Below are 21,064 nucleotides of genomic sequence, written 5' to 3' on the forward strand. Positions count from 1 at the left end.
TATTATGGTCGGGTAGTAATGCCCAACACACTGGCTTCGGGGGCGGTGCCGTTAATCAGCGCTTGTGTCGGGCCGTCGTAGTAAATACGGCCATCGACAATGAGCAATGTCCGATCGGCGATGCGGGCAGCATCATCCAAATTGTGTGACACCATCAGTAATGTCAGTTGCCGGTGGGTACAGACATGATCGACCAATTGCAGCATCTCATTGCGCAACGCAGGATCGAGCGCGGAAAATGGCTCATCCAGTAGCAGGATTGGCTGACTGCGCACTAAACAGCGTGCCAATGCTACCCGCTGACGTTGGCCTCCGGAAAGTTGTGCGGGTAGTCTCTCAAGGCAATCCTCCAGTCCAACCTGCTGGGCAATCTGGCGTAACAGTAACTTTTGCTCATGGCTGAGTTTCAACCCCGGATGTAAACCCAACCCGATATTCTGTGTGACGGTCAAATGTGAGAACAGGTTGTTCTCCTGAAACAGCATCGATACTGGCCGCTCGGCGGGGGCTGTTGCCGTATGATCCTGATTATTCAGTAGCATACGGCCACTGGCGGGGGCGAGAAAACCAGCAATCAGGCTTAACAGGGTACTTTTGCCAGCACCACTTGGGCCAAGAATCGCCACCCGCTCACCGGGCTGAATATGCAAATCGAAACGCATCGGTAAGTGGTCGTATAAATAGGTGATTTTCTCAAGCTTTAACATGGCGGCTCGGCAGTCGTTCAATAAGAGTAAACAGCAAGAAACAGAGTAACAACAGCAGTAGGGCGGTAACTGCGCCGTCGTTGCTGCGATAAGAACCTATCTGCTGGTAAAGGTAAAACGGCAGCGTGCGGAAATGTTCATTGCCAAACAGTGCCACCACACCAAAATCACCAATCGATAGCACACAGGCAAAGGCAAGTGCTTGAGCCAGCGGGCGTTTTAGTGCCCTTAACTCAATCAGGCGCACACGGTGCCAGCCACGAATATCCAGTGATAAACACAGCGGCGTGTAGCGTTCAGCCAGATCCCGCATTGGGTTATCCAACACTTTTAGTGCGTAGGGCACAGCCATCAGTGCGTTGGTGAGGATCACCAGCCCGTAAGGGGATTGTGGCAAGCCAAAGGTATCGTTGAGCAATAAAAAGAAGCCGGTCGCCAGGACAATGCCCGGCATCGCCAAAATCACCATACCACTGACTTCCAGTGCCTGCCCACAGGCCATCCGTTGGCGCAGTTTCAGTTCACGGCTGCTCCACAACAACATCATCGTGAGTGTCACGCACAGCAACCCCGCCCCGATAGCGATAGTCAATGAGGTAAAGAAGGCTTGCCATAGCGCAGTTTGTTGTAGCACCGCCAGCATAGTTTGATTACTGCCATCAATCACTACCGCTAGCAATGGCGGCACCATCAATAGCAAAGCAGTACCAATTAACAGGGTGTCGCTGATGCGAGACCAATAGCTATCCTGCTGACTACGCCAGATTTGACCGTGAGTATTACCTACCGCCAATACTGTGTTTAACCGCAGGCTTAGCACCACTAAACCCAGACAGCAACCCAGTTGGATTAGCGCTAATAAGGCCGCACGCCCCAGATCGTAGTCATAACTGAGTGCCTGATAGATGGCCAACTCGATAGTGGTGGCTTGCGGCCCGCCACCCAGTGACAGCACGGTGGCAAAACTGGCAAAACAGAGCATAAAAATCAGCGCCGCGGTTGGCAGAATTTGGCGGCGCAGATAGGGCCATTCAACCCAGCGCAAGTGCTGCCAGCCATTCATCCCCAGTTGTGCGGCTAACTGGCGTTGTTCAACGGCGATGCTTTCCAGTGACTGCAATAGCAAGCGAGTCGCCAGTGGCATATTGAAGAAGATATGCGCCAGCAAAATGCCCTGTAAACCATAAGGTGAGAAGCGGTAATCAACCCCCAGCCAGCTAAACAGGGTCGCCAGCCAACCCTGACGGCCATAAACCGTCAGAATACCAAACAGCGCCACTAACACCGGTAGCACCAGTGTCATAGCGCATAAACGCAACATCAGTTGTCGGCCGGGAAAGCGGCGGCGATACAGGGCTCGCGCTAAGAAAATGGCAGGGATGACTGACAGCAGGGCGGATAAGAATGCCTGCCAAAAGGTAAAGCGGATCACATGCCACAAATAGCGGTCATGCCAGATACTGTGCCAGTCTGCCGCAGGCGCGTGACGCCAGATAGCGGTGAACGCCAGTAAGGCGACACCGACTATCAGTAAGGCAGCCAGTAGCCCTGGCCACAACCATGGAGGGATCAGTGGCTGACGGCGGATTGCCATGCCTGAATCCATTTGCCGCGATTATCTGCCACATCTTTAGCATCAAATTGCAACGCTTTTTGCGGCACGGTAAGGGTTTCAAACCCAGCCGGTAAATCCATTTTAATCACCGGATACATCCAATTACCGGTGGGAATATGGTTCTGGAATGCTGGCGTCACAATAAATTGCATAAAGCGCTGTGCCAGTTGCGGCTGTTTGCTCGAGGCAACCAAGCCTGCGACTTCGACTTGCAGATAGTGGCCTTCGCTAAAATTAGCCGCTGCATAGTTGCTTTTCTTCTCTTCAATCAGATGATAAGCCGGAGAAGTGGTATAGCTCAGCACCAAATCCCCTTCACCTTTCAGGAACAAGCCATAAGCTTCGCTCCAACCCTTGGTAACGGTGACGGTTTTTTTCGCCAGTTGCTGCCACGCCTGCGGCGCTTTATCACCATACACTTTCTGCATCCACAGTATCAGACCAAGACCCGGGGTACTGGTGCGCGGGTCTTGATAAATCACTTTCCACGGCTCTTTGCTATCAACTAATTCTTGCAAGCTCTTCGGCGGATTTTTCAGTTTATCTTTGTTATACACAAAGGCGAAATAGCCATAATCGTACGGGACGAAAGTCTTATTCTGCCACTTCTCCGGGAGAGTAAGGTTCGCGGTATCCACCTGACTTGGTGCGAATAATCCAGTTTGTTCTGCCGCCTGCACCAGATTATTATCCAATCCTAAAATCACGTCAGCCTGACTGTTTTTACCTTCCATCCGCAGGCGATTAAGTAATGAAACACCGTCTTCCAGCGCCACAAATTTAAGCTGGCAATCACACTCGGCTTCAAAGGCTTTTTTAATCGCAGGCCCTGGACCCCAGTCGGCGGCAAAGGAGTCATAGGTGTAAACCGTCAGTGTCGGTTTATCGGCGGCCACCGCAGCGGCAGATAGCAAAAACAAGCAGGGAATAATGCGTTTAAACACTTTGCACTCCTTAACAATAAAGGTGGCAAAGGTATCTGAGGCGGTAAATAACAGCGATATCATGATAATGCAGCGTTATTTTTCTCAAATCCCTCCGCCGGGGTTAGCCGGATCAGGTTCGACGGGTTTGCTCTCAGCGAAAAACTTGCTGCGGTTAGGTTGATCCGGTGTTGGGCAGTACTCGAAATCCTCACGTACTACTTGTACGCTCCGGTTTCTGCGTGCTGTCCGCCTCCGACTGAACCTACCTCGCGACGTTTTTGTTTCATTGTTAATGGAACGAACCAGCATGAATTCTGGACACGACCACAACAGTTTTTCCGCACCCCGTTGAGACGGTGCCATTGTAGAGACTAATCTGGGCGGATGAAAGCAGGTTAGCCCTCTGGTGGGGTAAACCAGGCCGATTTGAAATCAAACCAGCCGAGCGTGTTCATGCGCACCCCGCGCATACTGTGCTGCCCATATAATTCTAACCAATGATGGAACAGCGGGTGGAATTGATTCTGGCTAACCAACCGTTGGCTCCAATCCGCCATCGGCAGGGTATTATTTCGCCATAATTCAACATCCTGATGCAGTTTTTCATCCAAACAATGTTGTAGTAGCGGCAGTTCGTACAGGGTGGCAAACAGGGAGAACTCCAGTGGCAGATAGAAATTCGCGCTGCCAAGCCAGATATCACTCTGTGCATCGCCCTGATACCAACTGACATAATCCAGCACTTGTATCACCAGTGTGACGCCGTGTGCGGCCAACAATGTGGTTAATGTTTGGCTGATGGCGTCAAATTCGGAATGCTCGCTGTAAAATGTCAGCGTCAATTCGGTCAGCCCTGCGGGCTTTGGCTCAAGGGTGGTTAGCCGGTTGTGATGCCAGCGGGGCAGCATGCCGTAGGCCGGTGACCAGTAGCGTTGATAGAAAGGATCTGCATGGCTGAGCAGGGCGACCGGTGTTATCAACTCACACAACCAGCGGCGGATCTCTGGGTTACTGGTCTGAGGCGATCGCTGATCAAACAGTAAAAAATAGCAGCCTTCCTCCAGCCGACTTTCCAGCTCGTTTTTACTGGTATCGTCAGCCTGCAATTGCACACCGGAATAAACCAGCTCCTCAGACAACTCAGGTAGCACCCAGATATTGACCTCATCAATCAGTGCGCGGAAACCAAAATAGTTATCAAAAGCCTGTATCTTCAACTGATTATGGTGATTTCTAATCACCGAGTAGGGGCCGGTACCAATAGGATGGCGGCGGAAGTCGGGTTGATTCTCCCATTCTTGCGGCAAAATCATGGCGTGAACACTACCCAACAACCATGGCAACCAGTGATCCGGGCAACTTAGATGGATATCAATCACATAGGGCGTTGGTGAGCGCACGGCGGTGATATGAGAGAACAGGGGCTGCGGAATCAGCCGGGTCAGGCTGCTGATGACATCATCCATTTCCAGTTCACGCCCATGGTGAAAATGGATGGCAGGGCGCAAATAAAAACGCCAATGCAACGGGCTAATAGCTTGCCAGTGATGGGATAAATCCGGTTCCAGTTCCCCATTTTCCTCATTTATGCGTGTCAGGCCATTAAAAATCTGCCGCACCATATGTGTTTCGGAGCGGCGCAACGCGGTACCGGGCAGCAGGTTTTGTAGCGGGCGATAATAGAGCACCCGCAGGATGTGTTTTCCTTGGCGGAAACTGCGTCCCAACTGGGATAGCAGCATTTGGCGCACTGCTTTTTTATCCCCTACCAACTGCACTAACTGATCGATATGGTCCTGTTCCAGCAGCTCTTCGGCCCGCTGTTGTTGCAGTGCCAACCCGGAGTAGAGGAAGGCCAGTTGTGAGCGTTTACCGCGACCCGCTTCAGCCTGCCAGCTTAGCCAACCCTCTTGTTGCATGCTACCCAGCAAGGATCGTACATGGCGGCGTGAACAACTGAGCACGTCTGCCAGCTCCTGCAAGGTGGTTTCCGTCGGCTGGCCATTAAAACGTTGCCAGAGGCGAATAAACTGCTGTTGTAGACGTGAGGCAGACATAAAAGAGGAACTCCACGGCAAATTTCATCAATTTTTCTTTCCCTATATTACGCAGATACTGATTGCCAATGAAAGCGGGTTATCGTGGCAATGCCGCCAACGGGAGGAATAAATGATTTTTAATTTACAGCGTTATTCCACCCATGACGGCCCCGGTATTCGCAGTGTGGTATTCCTGAAAGGCTGTTCGCTGAGTTGCCGTTGGTGCCAAAACCCGGAAAGTCGATCACGTAAAGCGGAGGTGCTATTTGACTCGCGCCTGTGCTTATCAGGTTGTGAGTTGTGCCAACAGACCTGCCCACAGGCAATAGAGCGCATTGACGATTGCATTGTTATCACGCGCCAACGGCTGGAAGAGGATGACCTTCAGGCACTCACCGTGCGTTGCCCGAGTGGTGCACTGACGGTGTGTGGTAGCCCGATTGATATTGATACCACTATGGCAACACTGTTGCGCGATATGCCGTTTTATCGGCGCAGTGGCGGTGGTGTGACGCTATCCGGTGGTGAGCCATTTATGCAACCCGATGTAGCGGCTGAGTTATTGCAACGCTGTCATCTGCTTGGTATCCACACGGCGGTTGAGTCTTGTCTGCATACGCCGTGGCATTACATCGCGCCCTCTTTGCCGTGGCTGGATCTGATGCTGGCGGATTTAAAGCACACGGATGAAAACCGTTTTCGCCAGTGGACTGGAGGTTCGGCTAAACGGGTGATGGACAACTTTCGTCAGTTAGCGGCAGCGGGCACCAACATCACAGTACGGGTGCCGTTGATCCCAGATTTCAATGCAGATCGCCACTCTATACAAGGGATCGTCGATTTTGCGGCTGATGAGATAGGCGTTAAAGAGATTCACTTTTTGCCTTACCACACGTTGGGTATCAACAAATATTCGCTGCTGGGTGAAGAGTATCGGGCAGCAAGCACACCTTTGGACGCTCCTGAACTGCTTCACTTCGCGGAAAGCTATGCCCGTGATAAAGGCTTGACCGCAATTTTACGAGGATAATGCTATGACCACCCTTGATTTGGTAACGCTAAGCGAACGGACGAAACAGCATAAAAACGCACTGATCCACATTGTGAAGCCGCCGGTTTGTACCGAACGAGCTCAGCATTATACCGAGGCTTATCAGCAGCATCAGGACAAACCTCTCCCCGTCAGGCGCGCGCTGGCGCTGGCGCATCACTTACAGCTTCGCACCGTCTGGATCAAAAATGATGAGCTGATTATCGGTAATCAGGCCAGCCAACTGCGCGCCGCGCCAATTTTCCCTGAATACACCGTGAGTTGGATTGAAAACGAAATTGATGAGCTGGCCGATCGCCCCGGTGCGGGTTTCTCGGTCAGTGCAGCAGATAAAGCGGTATTGCACCGTATCTGCCCGTGGTGGCGCGGCCAAACAGTGCAGGACCGCTGCTACGGCATGTTTACCGATGAGCAAAAAGCGTTATTGGCTACCGGCATTATAAAAGCCGAAGGTAATATGACCTCCGGCGATGCGCATTTGGCGGTTAACTTCCCGTTATTGCTGGAAAAAGGGCTGGATGGTCTGCGCAGCAAAGTGGCAAGTCGCCGCGAACGGTTACAACTGACGGACTGGAGTGACCTGCATAAAGAGCAATTCCTTAAAGCCATTGATATTTCATTGGCGGCGCTGAGCGAACATATCGAACGTTATGCGGCGGTTGCGCGGCAAATGGCAGAAGAAGAGAGCCGTGATTGGCGGCGCATTGAGTTACAAACTATCGCCACAAACTGCGAACTGATTGCTCACCAACCGCCACAGACTTTCTGGCAAGCCTTGCAGTTGTGCTATTTCATCCAATTGATGCTGCAAATTGAATCTAACGGCCACTCGGTTTCCTTTGGCCGCCTCGACCAATACCTCTATCCGTGGTATCGCCGTGACGTGGAGCTGGAAAATACCCTCAGCCGCGAAAAAGCCATTGAGATGTTGCATAGCTGCTGGCTCAAGTTGCTGGAAGTGAACAAGATCCGTTCCGGTTCGCACTCCAAAGCCTCGGCGGGCAGCCCGTTGTATCAGAATGTCACTATTGGTGGGCAGAAGCTGGTGCAGGGTAAAGCGATTGATGCGGTTAACCCGCTCTCTTATGCGGTGTTGGAGTCTTGCGGCCGTTTACGTTCAACTCAGCCGAATCTCAGCGTGCGCTACCATGCCGGTATCAGTGATGATTTCCTCGATGCCTGTGTGCAAGTCATTCGCTGCGGCTTTGGTATGCCTGCGTTTAATAATGACGAAATTGTTATTCCTGAATTTATCAAATTGGGTGTAGAGCCACAGGATGCTTACGATTACGCTGCCATCGGTTGCATTGAAACTGCGGTGGGGGGGAAATGGGGCTATCGCTGTACTGGCATGAGTTTTATTAATTTTGCTCGCGTGATGCTAGCGGCGCTGGAGCAAGGTAAAGATGCGACCTCTGGGCAAGTATTCTTGCCGCAAGAGCAGGGGTTATCGAAGGGTAACTTCACTGATTTCTCACAAGTGATGGCGCAATGGGATCAGCAGATTCGTTACTACACGCGAAAATCCATCGAAATTGAGTGTGTGGTAGATACGGTGTTGGAAGAGAATGCCCACGATATTGTCTGTTCTGCACTGGTGGATGACTGTATTGAGCGCGGTAAAAGTATTAAGCAGGGCGGCGCGCGTTATGACTGGGTTTCCGGCTTGCAGGTGGGCATTGCCAATTTGGGTAATAGTCTGGCAGCGGTACGAAAACTGGTGTTTGAACAACAGCTTATCGGACAGCAGCAACTGGCAACGGCGTTAACAAATGACTTTGCTGGCCTGAACGGTGAGCAATTACGCCAACATCTGATTAATTCAGCACCGAAATACGGTAATGATGTTGATGATGTAGACCAACTGCTGGTGCGCGCTTATCAGACGTATATTGATGAGTTGAAGCAATATCACAATACCCGCTTTGGTCGCGGCCCGATAGGCGGTACCTATTACGCCGGGACGTCCTCTATCTCTGCTAACGTGCCGTTTGGTGCGGCAACGATGGCAACACCGGATGGCCGTAAAGCGCACAGCCCGCTGGCGGAGGGAGCAAGCCCTGCTTCTGGTACTGATCATCTGGGGCCAACTGCGGTGTTTAACTCCCTGTCAAAACTGCCGACAGCCTCTATTCTGGGCGGGGTGCTACTGAATCAAAAACTGAATCCGTCAACTTTGGATAACCCGCGTGATCGCGAAAAGCTGATGATGATGTTGCGTACCTTCTTCGAGGAGTATCTGGGCTGGCATGTGCAATACAACATTGTATCGCGTGAGATATTGCTCGATGCCAAGCAGCACCCAGACCGCTACCGTGATCTGGTGGTGCGGGTTGCCGGTTACTCGGCATTCTTTACCGCGCTATCGCCAGATGCACAAGACGATATCATCGCCCGAACAGAGCACACTTTGTGAGCTGTGGTAGATGATAATTGATGTTGATGTCTGTTAAATGAACCAAGTCTTGCCTTGCTGTGTACCAAAAATTTCTGAGTAATGGTGACTTTCACCAGCCAGTGGGCTTAACAACCTGCTGGCTTTTTTTATCCTGCCTCCTTGAGGCTACAGCGTTGTTAGCTGCGTTCACGCACCCGAATCACTTACTTGAGTAAGCTCATCGGGATTTGTTCGCTTGCTGCCTAGCTATAGCCCCAATGACTTTGGATAATATCCTGTCTCCTTGAGGCTACAGCGTTGTTAGCTGCGTTCACGCACCCGAATCACTTACTTGAGTAAGCTCATCGGGATTTGTTCGCTTGCTGCCTAGCTATAGCCCCAATGACTTTGGATAATATCCTGTCTCCTTGAGGCTACAGTGTTGTTAGCTGCGTTCACGCACCCGAATCACTTACTTGAGTAAGCTCATCGGGATTTGTTCGCTTGCTGCCTAGCTATAGCCCCAATGACTTTGGATAATATCCTGTCTCCTTGAGGCTACAGCGTTGTTAGCTGCGTTCACGCACCCGAATCACTTACTTGAGTAAGCTCATCGGGATTTGCTCGCTTGCTGCCTAGCTATAGCCCCAATGACTTTGGATAATATCCTGCCTCCTTGAGGCTGAAACACGGTCAGCCGTATCCATTATTCGGATGTGAAATTTATGCGGCTGATATACTTTTCTCTATATAAATCTACCCGCTTCTGTAGCATAGCGTTTAATTGTTATTTCTGGCGCTGGAGCCTGGAATGAAATCTGCTTTGATCTTTTCCCGCCGTATTAACCCGGTGTTTCTCGCTTTCTTCGTGGTGGCTTTTCTTTCCGGTATCGCCGGCGCGTTACAGGCACCGACATTAAGCTTGTTCTTAAGCACTGAAGTGAAAGTACGCCCACTGTGGGTGGGATTGTTTTATACCGTCAATGCCATTGCCGGGATTACCGTCAGCTTTGTACTGGCCAAACGATCAGATTTACGTGGTGACCGCCGCAAGCTAATTATGGTCTGCTACTTGATGGCGGTGGGGAACTGCCTGCTATTTGCTTTTAATCGTGACTATCTGACGCTAATCACTGCCGGTGTGCTGCTGGCAGCAGTAGCAAATACCGCCATGCCGCAGATTTTCGCCTTAGCGCGAGAATATGCCGATAGCTCGGCGCGGGAAGTGGTGATGTTTAGTTCGATTATGCGTGCGCAGCTTTCATTGGCTTGGGTTATCGGCCCGCCGCTGTCGTTTATGTTAGCGCTGAATTATGGCTTTACGCTGATGTTCAGTATCGCCGCCGGTATTTTTGTCCTCAGTGCGCTGGTGGTGTGGTTTATTTTGCCCTCGGTGCAGCGAGCAGAGCCAGTAGTAGATGCGCCAGCGGTGGTGCAGGGCAGTTTGTTTGCCGATAAAGACGTTTTGTTGCTGTTTATTGCTTCAATGTTGATGTGGACCTGCAACACCATGTACATCATTGATATGCCTCTGTATATCACAGCAAGCTTGGGATTGCCTGAGCGGTTGGCTGGTCTGTTGATGGGGACTGCTGCCGGGTTGGAAATCCCTATTATGCTGCTGGCGGGTTACTCGGTCAGGCGTTTTGGTAAGCGCAAAATTATGCTGTTTGCGGTGCTGGCGGGTGTGCTGTTTTATACCGGATTGGTGTTATTCAAATTCAAAACTGCACTGATGCTATTGCAGATTTTTAATGCCATTTTTATTGGTATTGTCGCCGGGATTGGCATGCTCTATTTTCAGGATTTAATGCCAGGCAGAGCCGGAGCAGCAACCACGCTGTTTACCAATAGTATTTCCACTGGGGTGATTCTGGCTGGGGTTCTGCAAGGGGTATTGACCGAAACCTGGGGCCATAATTCGGTATATGTGGTGGCGATGGGATTAGCTATTCTGGCGTTAATCATCTGTGCACGGGTGAGAGAGGCATAGCGCCCGGTAGGGCGCTAAGGGTAATGACTAACCTATTTGGCAGCAATATTCCCCCAGCCTGAAGTGAGCAGGGGGAGAGTGGCAGTCGCGCTTTATTCGACCGGTTTTAATCGCGCAACAAAGTGGCGCAGAACCGGGGGTTCGTAGGTAAAGGTTAAGCCTTTGATATCATGAGCGCGTGACTTGAGCGAAATCAGGGCGTCAGCGATGTAATCCATATGGTCGTTGGTGTAGACCCGGCGCGGGATAGTCAGACGCAGCAGTTCCAGCGGTGACGGTTTTTGTTTACCCGTTTCTGGATCTCGTCCCAACAGTAGCGAGCCAATTTCCACACTGCGGATACCCGCCTCCAGATACAGTGCGTTATTTAAGGCTTGGGCTGGGAATTGCTCCGCCGGAATATGTGGCAGCAGAATCTTGGCATCGACAAATACCGCGTGGCCGCCGGTAGGATACTGAATTGGAATCCCGCCCGCCCGCAGGCGTTCACCCAAATATTCGACTTGTCCGATGCGGTACTTCAGGAAGTCCTCGTTCATCCCTTCTTCCAGCCCGATAGCCAGCGCTTCCATATCACGGCCGGCTAAACCGCCATAGGTGACAAACCCTTCCATTGGCACACAACGGATGCGAACATCGTCAAATAGGTGTTCATCGGTACGGAAACAACACAGCCCGCCAATATTCACCATGGGATCTTTTTTGGCAGACATGGTTAACATATCACCATATTGGTACATCTCCAGAATGATCTCTTTGACCGACTTATCTGCGTAACCCGGCTCTCTTTGTTTGATAAACCAGGCATTCTCACAGAAGCGAGCCGAGTCGATCACTACTGGAATATTGTGCTGCTGAGCGATGCGATACACTTCACGCATATTGCTCATGGAAATAGGTTGGCCGCCGGAGCTATTACAGGTCACGGTGGTAATAATAGAAATTACGTTTTCTGCACCATGTTCAGCGATGGTTGCCTTTAACTGATCTAAATCGAAATCCCCTTTCCAGTCATAATACGTAACGGTATCAAAGGCTTTCGGTGTGACTACGTTAATTGCCTTCGCGCCGTTCATCTCAACATGGGCGGCAGTGGTATCAAAGTGGAAGTTGGAAATAAAGACCGGTTTCTTGCCACCACCGGTTTTTTGTTTTTTCGCAATCAGGCAAGGGAATAATATTTGCTCCGCGCCACGCCCCTGATGGGTTGGGATAGTAAATGGATAGCCAATCAGTTTCTTCACTTGGTCACACAAGTGATAGTAGTTACGCGAACCGGCATAGGCCTCATCGCCCATCATTAATCCGGCCCATTGGCGGTCACTCATCGCACCGGTGCCAGAGTCGGTGAGCAAATCAATATAGACATCTTCACTCGGCAGTAAGAATGGGTTATAGCCTGCCTCGATTAATGCTTTCTCACGATCTTCCCGGTTGGTCATCCGAATATTTTCAACCATTTTAATACGGAAGGGCTCTGGGATACGTTTCATGGCTTATGACTCCAAATACCCTTGGAACTTGAAGTCGCAGCTAACGTCTCTGCAACGCCAATTATTTTGGGTATTTTTATTATTAATATTTTAAATGCAGTCATATCTTGGCGAGTGAAAATAGCCATTCGCATTACCAATGACGGCAACAAAATAAAGAGATGAGTTTTTTCAGCCTAAGCTGAATAAGCAATGGGGGAGTTAACGCGGGAAATCGTTGGCGAGGCGGTAATCTATATTAAACCAGGCTCGGCTATCGCCGGAGATGCGTGCTTCGTAACGCAGTATAATGCGTATCATAAGGCGCCCTCTAGGTGTGGATGGTGAATAATAGCATACCTTGGTTGAAAAAATAAAAAGTGACCGCCAGCACAAAATATAATCAAATAAATCAATATCAGAGTAATTAATATCTAGTTAAAATAATGACTTGAGAATATATCATGTAACATATTGATTGATATGGGATTTGTTTTTGTGAATAATGAAAAAAGGAAGGGTGCGTTTTAAAATGGGATTTTTATCTATTTTGAATTGTTGGGTCAGGGCTTACCTGACACCAACAATATACTCACAAAATGAACTTAAAATAAATTAACGTAAAAATGCCGGTTGCTGTTTTTCATATGCAGAAATATTACTTTCATGCTGCAACGTCAGGCCAATACTGTCCAAACCATTAATCATACAATGGCGGCGGAAGTTGTCTATTTCAAAAGAATAACTATTGCCACCGGCATTCACTGTTTGCTGTTCCAAATCAACAATAAACTCGATTCCTTCATTATCGTTAACCAATTGGAATAAGGTATCGATATCTGCTTCGCTTAAGGTCACTGGTAATAATTGGTTATTAAACGAGTTACCGTAAAATATATCAGCGAAACTAGGGGCAATAACCACTTTGAAACCGAAGTCGGTCAATGCCCACGGCGCGTGTTCCCGTGAGGAGCCACAACCGAAATTCTCACGCGCTAACAAAATGGTTGCACCCAGATAGCGGGGTTGGTTCAGCACAAATTCAGGGTTTGGCACTTTGCCTGCGTCGTCGAGAAAACGCCAATCGTTAAACAAGTGTTGGCCAAAGCCAGTGCGCGTCACTTTTTGTAAAAATTGTTTTGGGATAATCGCGTCGGTATCGACGTTTGCCGCATCCAACGGAGCAACCAAACCCGTGTGTTGAGTAAATTTAGCCATAATGGTGTCTCCGGTTAGTGGGTGGCGGCTTCTAAGTCGCGAACATCAGCAAAATGACCACTGACAGCGGCGGCGGCGGCCATTGCCGGGCTAACCAAATGTGTGCGGCCACCACGGCCCTGACGGCCTTCAAAGTTACGGTTGCTGGTGGAGGCACAACGCTCTCCGGGTTCCAGACGGTCGTTGTTCATCGCCAAACACATGGAACAACCAGGCAAACGCCACTCAAAACCGGCCTCGATAAAGATCTTATCCAAACCTTCCGCTTCTGCCTGCGCTTTTACCGGGCCTGAGCCGGGTACCACAATAGCTTGCACGCCAGTCGCGACTTTACGACCTTGCGCCACCGCTGCTGCGGCACGCAAATCTTCAATGCGTGAGTTAGTGCAGGAACCGATAAAGACTTTATCAATGGCTACCTCGGTCAACTTAATGCCGGGGCGCAAATCCATATATGCCAACGCTTTTTCCGCCGAGGCACGTTCAACGGGATCACTGAAGGACTCAGGCGCAGGAATCATGTCATTAACCGCAATAACCTGGCCCGGGTTGGTGCCCCAAGTGACTTGTGGCGCGATGTCGGCGGCATCCAGGGTGACGATAGTGTCAAATTTAGCATCAGCATCAGATTTCAAGCTGCGCCAATAGGCCACGCCTTGTTCCCACTGCTCGCCAGTTGGGGCGAACTGACGACCTTTCAGGTAGTCGAAAGTGGTGTCATCCGGGGCGACTAAACCGGCTTTAGCACCCATCTCGATCGCCATATTACATAATGTCATCCGGCCTTCCATGCTCAGCGCTGCAATCGCGCTGCCACAGAACTCCACAACATGGCCGGTGCCGCCCGCGCTGCCGGTTTTGCCGATAATCGCCAAGACGATGTCTTTGGCGGTAATCCCTGCACCAACAGTACCGTTAACTTCGATTTTCATGGTTTTGGCACGGCCCTGTTTCAGGGTCTGGGTTGCCAGCACATGCTCAACTTCTGAAGTGCCGATACCGAAGGCCAATGAGCCGAATGCACCATGGGTTGCGGTATGTGAGTCACCACAGACGATAGTCATGCCCGGTAAAGTCATACCTTGTTCAGGGCCAATCACATGGACGATGCCTTGGAACGGATGATTCAGGTCATATAAAGAGACACCGAACTCAGCACAGTTCTTAATCAGTTCCTGCATCTGGATCCGCGCCATTTCGCCGCTGGCATTGATATCTTTGGTCTGGGTTGAAACGTTGTGGTCCATCGTGGCAAAGGTTTTACCCGGCTGACGCACCGGACGACCCATGGCGCGCAAACCATCAAAGGCTTGCGGCGAAGTAACTTCATGCACCAGATGGCGGTCGATGTACAACAATGGGGTTTCATTTGGCGCTTCGTAAACGATGTGCGCATCGTACAATTTTTGATATAAGGTCTTGTTTTGATATAACGTTTTGCCCATTTTACACCCCCTCCATCACGAATTTAGCGATAATATCGCCCATTTCGTTGGTACCGATGGCTTTACCTTCGCCTGCCAAATCAGCCGTGCGATAGCCTTGTTCCAATGCCTGATTGATCGCATGCTCAATAGCATCGGCGGCATTGTCTTTACCTAAACTGAAACGCAACAGCAGAGTTAATGACAAAATCTGGGCAATTGGGTTGGCGATATTTTTGCCCGCGATATCGGGTGCGGAGCCACCTGCGGGTTCGTATAAACCGAAACCTTGTTCGTTCAGGCTGGCCGACGGCAACATCCCCATTGAACCCGTTATCATGGCGCACTCATCAGACAAAATATCGCCAAACAAGTTAGAACACAGCAATACATCAAACTGGGCAGGGTCTTTGATCAACTGCATGGTGGCGTTATCGATATACATATGGGACAACGCAACATCTGGGTAATCGGCCGCAATGGCAGTTACCACTTCACGCCACAGAATAGAGCTTTGCAACACATTGGCTTTATCAATAGAAGTAACTTTGCCACGACGTTTACGCGCAGATTCAAAGGCAATACGGGCAATACGTTCAATCTCAAAGCGATGATAAACTTCGGTATCAAAAGCACGCTCGTGCTGGCCTTGGCCTTCACGGCCTTTGGGTTGGCCGAAGTAGATACCGCCGGTTAATTCACGCACACACAGAATATCAAAACCTTTGGCAGCAATATCGCTGCGCAATGGGCAGAAGTCTTCTAACCCTTGATACAACCGCGCCGGGCGCAAGTTGCTGAATAATTTGAAGTGCTTGCGCAAAGGCAACAACGCACCACGCTCGGGTTGTTCAGCCGGTGGCAAATGTTCCCATTTCGGGCCGCCTACCGAGCCAAACAAGATAGCATCAGCCTGCTCACATCCGCTGACTGTCGCTGCCGGTAACGGGCTGCCGTGACGGTCGATGGCTGCACCACCTACATCATAAACGCTAGTTGAAATCTTGATGCCGAAACGTTGACGCACCGCATCCAATACTTTATTTGCCTGAGCCATTACTTCAGGGCCAATACCGTCTCCGGGCAAAACGGCAATATGATAAGTCTTAGTCATGTTCACACCATTTCCTGATTATTTTGTTGCAAGCGCTGCTTCTCAATCTCTACCTGATGAGCGCGCCAGATGTTATTTAATACGTGAACCAACGCTTTAGCGGATGACTCGACAATATCTGTTGCCAGACCCACGCCGTGGAAGCGGCGACCCTTATGATCAACCACGATATCAACCTGACCCAATGCGTCTTTACCCTGACCGTTGGCAGACAGTTGATATTTCACCAGTTCAATTTCATAACCGGTAATGCGATTGATGGCCTGATACACCGCATCAACCGGGCCATTACCTGTGGCCGCTTCTGATTTAATGTCTTCGCCACAGACCAATTTCACGGATGCTGTTGCCATTACGCTGGAACCCGACTGCACGCTGAAATAGTCTAAACGGTAGTGTTCCGGCTCTTCCTGTTGTTTATTAATGAAGGCTAACGCTTCTAAATCGTAATCAAATACCTGGCCCTTTTTATCTGCCAGCTTCAGGAATGCGTCGTACAAAGAGTCCAAATTGTAATCTTTATCCTGATAACCCATCTCTTCCATACGGTGTTTGACCGCCGCGCGACCAGAACGGGAGGTCAGGTTCAACTGCACTTCTTTCAAGCCAATGGATTGTGGTGTCATGATTTCGTAGTTTTCACGATTTTTCAGCACGCCATCCTGATGAATACCGGATGAGTGAGCGAAAGCATTACTGCCGACAATGGCTTTGTTAGCGGGTATTGGCATGTTGCATAACTTACTGACCAACTGGCTGGTGCGGTAAATCTCTTGATGATTGATATTGGTATGCACGCCCAACATCTTTTCACGCACTTTGATAGCCATGATCACTTCTTCCAGTGAACAGTTACCGGCGCGTTCGCCCAAACCATTAATCGTGCCTTCTACCTGACGCGCACCGGCTTGTACTGCGGTGATGGAGTTGGCAACGGACATGCCCAAATCGTCATGGCAATGCACCGAGATAATGGCTTTATCAATATTTGGCACCCGCTCATACAAGTCGGTGATAATTCCGCCGAATTGATAAGGAGTGGTGTAACCGACAGTATCAGGGATATTGATGGTAGTCGCGCCGGCATTAATCGCAGCTTCTACGATGCGGCACAGGTTATCAATAGGGGTACGGCCAGCATCTTCACAAGAGAATTCAACATCATTGGTATAGTTGCGAGCGCGTTTCACCGAGTGCACTGCCATCGCCAACACATCATCAAATGAGCGCTTTAATTTGGATTCGATATGTAAGGTGGATGTCGCCAAGAACACATGAATACGGAAGGCTTCAGCAATACGTAAAGCTTCGGCGGCGACATCAATATCTTTGTCTACACAGCGAGCCAGAGCACACACGCGGCTGTTTTTGACTTGCTGAGCGATGGTGCGCACTGACTCAAAATCGCCAGGGGAGGAAACCGGGAAACCGACTTCCATTACATCGACACCCATTCTTTCCAGTGCAAGCGCGATTTGCAGCTTCTCTTTAACACTCAGGCTGGCTTGCAATGCTTGTTCACCGTCGCGCAATGTTGTATCGAAAATAATGACTTGTTGGCTCATGGGTTGTTCCTTGTCGTGTTTACATTTGCGCTTAGCGGGTAAAAAAAAACCCGCGCATTTGCGCGGGCTTGTTAATCTTGATGACTGAATCAGTTCTGATTTCCGTCCACCAACATACCGCGCAAGTGAGATGCGTTAAGTAGTAGGCTTAGTAGGCGGGTTGAGTAGAACATAATTTTTCAGTTTCTCATGGGTTAAAATAGTGCGTTGCCTAAATTGATACGTGAATTTTGTGGTCATGTCAACTTTTGTTTAAAATGGCCAGTTCAACTGGTTGCACGGGTTATCAATTCCTTATAACGACACAAAAAACCTAAAAATTAAAAATATAGGATTTTTAATCTAAAAATAGATGCTGATGATTTTGTTTTATTTGGCATAGTCTTAATAATATGGATTATTGTGCTTTTTTGATATTTGGATCATAAATTCTCTAGCTAGAGAGGTGAACATCAGTTTTGGGACGTTATATTTAAGTCTCCCAGAGATGGAATGAGGTAAGTAAGAGTAATCCATAATTATAAATTCACAATAAGCCTTATTATCTTCCTATTATATATTTGTTGAATATAAATATTCATCACTCTAATAAATGCTACGCCAATTCCCAAACGAAATGCAACAAAGTGACCCACCGGTCAGGTACGGATAAAATAGCCGTATTGACCCTGTCGGAGACCCTGTTGCATGAAGGGAAAACATTTGACTCAGCATGAGCGCTTTTACATCGAAAAACGAAAAGCTGAAGGCGTTAATCAGTCCTGCATTGCCAGAGAGCTCGGCGTCTCTCGCTCTACGCTGAGCCGGGAGCTCAGGCGTAATACGGACCCCGCTTTCAACGGACTTTACTCCTCCAGACGCGCTGATGCCTTAGCCAGACAACGGCGGGGCGCCACCTCGGCACACAATGCCTGTTTCCCTCTGGGCCAGCAGACACAAGACTTTCTCCGGCAGGCGCTGGCTGTACATACCTCCCCTGAGGTTATCTGTGGGAGACTGAAAATCCAGTTTGATATCGCCGTCAGCAAAAATACCCTCTACCGCTATATCCGTTCGGACAGACAGGCTGGCGGTAAGCTTTACCTTCAGCTCCCTCACCGGGGTAAACGCTATCGCTATGATACGGGTGAGCCCGGACGCACGCCCATCCCGGACAGGGTTGGCATTGAGCACAGGCCTGCTGAGGCTGAACTCAAACAGGTTCCCGGGCATGTTGAAATCGATACGATTTTTGGCAAAGACCAGAAGTCATTCCTGCTGACGGTCGTGGACAAAGCCACAAAGCAGGTCATTATCCGTAAACTCCCCAATAAGTGCGCTGAGAGCGTCGTGGAAGCGTTCAGGGACATCGTGGCGAATACTTTCTGTGAGTTTAAAACCCTGACGGCAGATAACGGACCCGAGTTTGCGAAACATAAGGACATCACTCAGGTAACGGGCGCAAAGGTTTACTTTGCCCGGCCTTATCATTCCTGGGAGCGGGGGTTGAATGAGCATACCAACGGTCTGATACGGCGGTTTTATCCGAAAGGAACCGATTTTAATGGCGTCAGCGATGAAGATATTGCGAGACTGGAGCACATCCTCAACACTCGGGGGCGCAAATCTCTGGAATACAGCTCACCGAATGAGGTATTTTTAGAGTATCTACTCGCTGCATAACGCATGATGGTTTGTTGCGTTTCGTTCGGGAATGGGGCCTATTATTTATTGGCTTTAGATGTTATGAATATGGCGTGAATTCATACTTAAGTGTGGTTAGATCTAATCCACTATTTAATATATTCATACTAATAAATAAGAACTAATAAGTTTCAATTGATGAATTTATTATTTATTAATGGCATAGTTGTCAACTATCCCATTTTGTGATGTGATCATCTTGTTGATTTTATTACTGGTGCTTATAATTTGATGGTTTGATATTCCTGATGTAAATTACTGTATGAGCATATATAAGATACTTTATGTGAATATCTTGTTCACGCACTTATCTATGGGCGTTATTGACTGAAAGGTAGGGAGGGAATTAATACTTTTGCATTTATACAAGGATGAGACTCATTTTACCTGACAAGAGTAATGATGAGAACATTGGCATCGTTAATAGTAAGAGAATAAAGATATTTTGAGGTATGTAAAAGTATCAGCAGGATTCTTCTATTAATCATGTCATCTGCATAAAGATCAGTGGAGTTAAGCATGCTTGAACACAACTTAGTAGCCGACGACCAAGTAACTAAAAAAGAAGGTAGTGATGTTCACTTAAGAAGTGTCGATCTCAATTTATTAACGGTTTTTGATGCGGTGATGCAAATGCATAATGTAACACGTGCAGCCCAGTCACTGGGGATGTCCCAGCCTGCGGTGAGTAACGCAGTCGCTCGCTTGAAAGTGATGTTTAATGATGAGCTGTTTGTTCGTTATGGCCGTGGTATCCAGCCTACCGCCAGGGCTCGTCAGTTGTTTGGCCCGGTTAGACAAGCTCTGCAATTAGTTCAAAATGAGTTACCCGGTGCGGGCTTTGAAGCCAAAAAAAGTGGGCGAATCTTTAATCTATCTATTTGTAGCCCGTTAGATATTAGATTGACGGCACAAATAATAGAAAGTGTTAAGCAATTAGCGCCTAATGTTCAACTCATTATCAAATCCTATTTGAATGATAATATTGAGCATCAGTTACGTTATCAAGAGACCGAGTTTGTGATAGGTTATACCAAGTTTGAGCGCCCAGACTTCCATTACTTATCAATATCTAATGATGAGTCCGTTTTGGCGGTCTCAAAAAATCACCCCCGTATTGATAATTCAATTACGCAAGAACAGCTCCTTTCAGAGTCACACGCGGTAGTGTCATTGGATAAAGTAGGTTCTTTCAGTGAGCATTATTATGAATCAGAGATAAGTGCTCAAACTATTGTATATGAAAGTACCGATATGAATAGTGTGCTTAATATTGTATCCCAAACTTGCTTTGTGGCGATTGCTCCTCGCTGGCTTGTTCAAACATACAGTGAAGCACTTAATCTGAAACTTATCTCTTTACCTTGGAAGGAAACATGCCGCCCATGTTATCTCACGTGGCACGAATCTACTGATAGAGATAAAGGCCATCAGTGGATGAAAGAGTTACTCAGCCAATTGGATACTCCTGAGTAATTACTTTTGTTAACCCCTGCTGCTGGAATCATATTATTTTCAGTGGCAGGTAAAGGTAACAACTAAATTAAAACATGTTTTGTTTCCAGCCATTGGTCAGTTCAATACAACGTTATTGCCGTGTTTACCCCTCACTCTTATGGTTCTAAACGCTCTCTTTTTCATCAAAGTCAATTTCAGCTCACACTTCTACTCTGAATTTTGTTTGCCATAGCCAATAGAGCAGGTAGACTGCGCGAAAAAAAGTGAACACATGTAAGCTGAATGCCAATTAGTGGTAAGTTACAGTACACTTTAATGAATAATCAATACCCAATAGATTTCAAGGTGTAGCAAGGCGGTAAATGAAAGGCTCCCAATGAACGGACTCCGTCATGTGATTTGGATGAGCACCCGCCATCACA

The 21,064-nt window shown here is 48.7% G+C and carries 15 protein-coding genes; 5 read left to right on the forward strand and 10 right to left on the reverse strand.

The genetic code is table 11. The features are described from left to right. Positions 1-2: 2 nt before the first annotated feature. The 4 genes from thiQ to sgrR all read right to left on the reverse strand — a co-directional run bounded on the left by thiQ (position 3) and on the right by sgrR (position 5,305). The gene (thiQ, locus tag ACWJJO_RS03630; RefSeq protein WP_420073044.1) at positions 3-707 is read right to left on the reverse strand and encodes a thiamine ABC transporter ATP-binding protein ThiQ; all 705 of its coding nucleotides are present in this window, start codon (positions 705-707) and stop codon (positions 3-5) included. After that, positions 694-2,301 carry a thiamine/thiamine pyrophosphate ABC transporter permease ThiP gene (gene thiP / locus ACWJJO_RS03635; RefSeq protein ID WP_372568664.1) on the reverse strand — a complete coding sequence of 536 codons (1,608 nt, stop codon included), beginning with the start codon at positions 2,299-2,301 and terminating at the stop codon, positions 694-696. Before thiP ends, thiQ begins: the two co-directional genes overlap by 14 nt. Beyond that, complete coding sequence (thiB, locus tag ACWJJO_RS03640) at positions 2,277-3,266, reverse strand: thiamine ABC transporter substrate binding subunit (RefSeq protein WP_481090649.1); 990 nt, start codon at positions 3,264-3,266, stop codon at positions 2,277-2,279. The genes thiP and thiB overlap by 25 nt, the downstream gene beginning before the upstream one ends. 377 nt (positions 3,267-3,643) lie before the next feature. Then, positions 3,644-5,305, reverse strand: a complete 1,662-nt coding sequence (sgrR, locus tag ACWJJO_RS03645) for an HTH-type transcriptional regulator SgrR (RefSeq protein ID WP_083160566.1) — start codon at positions 5,303-5,305, stop codon at positions 3,644-3,646. A 112-nt stretch (positions 5,306-5,417) separates the two neighbouring features. Here sgrR and ACWJJO_RS03650 point away from each other — a divergent pair, with 112 nt between their 5' ends. The 3 genes from ACWJJO_RS03650 (at position 5,418) to ACWJJO_RS03660 (ending at position 10,708) form a co-directional block, all read left to right on the forward strand. Beyond that, positions 5,418-6,317 (forward strand): glycyl-radical enzyme activating protein, encoded by a 900-nt coding sequence (locus ACWJJO_RS03650; protein ID WP_442821262.1) that lies wholly within the window; start codon positions 5,418-5,420, stop codon positions 6,315-6,317. A gap of 4 nt (positions 6,318-6,321) precedes the next feature. After that, a complete protein-coding gene (locus tag ACWJJO_RS03655) occupies positions 6,322-8,754 on the forward strand; it encodes a formate C-acetyltransferase/glycerol dehydratase family glycyl radical enzyme (protein ID WP_372568666.1) in 2,433 nt (810 codons plus the stop codon). A gap of 772 nt (positions 8,755-9,526) precedes the next feature. After that, complete coding sequence (locus ACWJJO_RS03660) at positions 9,527-10,708, forward strand: sugar efflux transporter (RefSeq protein ID WP_372568667.1); 1,182 nt, start codon at positions 9,527-9,529, stop codon at positions 10,706-10,708. A gap of 92 nt (positions 10,709-10,800) precedes the next feature. On the opposite strand, the gene tnaA is transcribed toward ACWJJO_RS03660, so the two are convergent. From tnaA to leuA, 6 genes are all read right to left on the reverse strand, one after another. Beyond that, on the reverse strand, positions 10,801-12,201 hold the full coding sequence (gene tnaA, locus ACWJJO_RS03665; protein ID WP_372568668.1) for a tryptophanase: 1,401 nt from the start codon (positions 12,199-12,201) through the stop codon (positions 10,801-10,803). A 201-nt stretch (positions 12,202-12,402) separates the two neighbouring features. Next, complete coding sequence (gene tnaC / locus ACWJJO_RS03670; protein ID WP_083160556.1) at positions 12,403-12,501, reverse strand: tryptophanase leader peptide; 99 nt, start codon at positions 12,499-12,501, stop codon at positions 12,403-12,405. A 294-nt stretch (positions 12,502-12,795) separates the two neighbouring features. Further along, positions 12,796-13,398, reverse strand: a complete 603-nt coding sequence (gene leuD, locus ACWJJO_RS03675) for a 3-isopropylmalate dehydratase small subunit (protein WP_481090650.1) — start codon at positions 13,396-13,398, stop codon at positions 12,796-12,798. Between the two features lie 14 nt (positions 13,399-13,412). After that, on the reverse strand, positions 13,413-14,843 hold the full coding sequence (gene leuC / locus ACWJJO_RS03680; protein ID WP_442848133.1) for a 3-isopropylmalate dehydratase large subunit: 1,431 nt from the start codon (positions 14,841-14,843) through the stop codon (positions 13,413-13,415). A gap of 1 nt (position 14,844) precedes the next feature. Further along, complete coding sequence (gene leuB, locus ACWJJO_RS03685; protein ID WP_372568670.1) at positions 14,845-15,936, reverse strand: 3-isopropylmalate dehydrogenase; 1,092 nt, start codon at positions 15,934-15,936, stop codon at positions 14,845-14,847. Positions 15,937-15,938: 2 nt separating this feature from the next. Further along, positions 15,939-17,501 carry a 2-isopropylmalate synthase gene (leuA, locus tag ACWJJO_RS03690; protein WP_372557997.1) on the reverse strand — a complete coding sequence of 521 codons (1,563 nt, stop codon included), beginning with the start codon at positions 17,499-17,501 and terminating at the stop codon, positions 15,939-15,941. Between the two features lie 687 nt (positions 17,502-18,188). Here leuA and ACWJJO_RS03695 point away from each other — a divergent pair. Both ACWJJO_RS03695 and leuO read left to right on the forward strand, forming a co-directional pair. Continuing rightward, on the forward strand, positions 18,189-19,163 hold the full coding sequence (locus ACWJJO_RS03695) for an IS30 family transposase (protein WP_481090511.1): 975 nt from the start codon (positions 18,189-18,191) through the stop codon (positions 19,161-19,163). A gap of 540 nt (positions 19,164-19,703) precedes the next feature. Beyond that, entirely contained in the window at positions 19,704-20,660 is a 957-nt protein-coding gene (gene leuO / locus ACWJJO_RS03700; RefSeq protein ID WP_083160545.1) for a transcriptional regulator LeuO, read from the forward strand. Positions 20,661-21,064 lie beyond the last annotated feature (404 nt).

The organism is Yersinia antarctica (assembly GCF_056636475.1).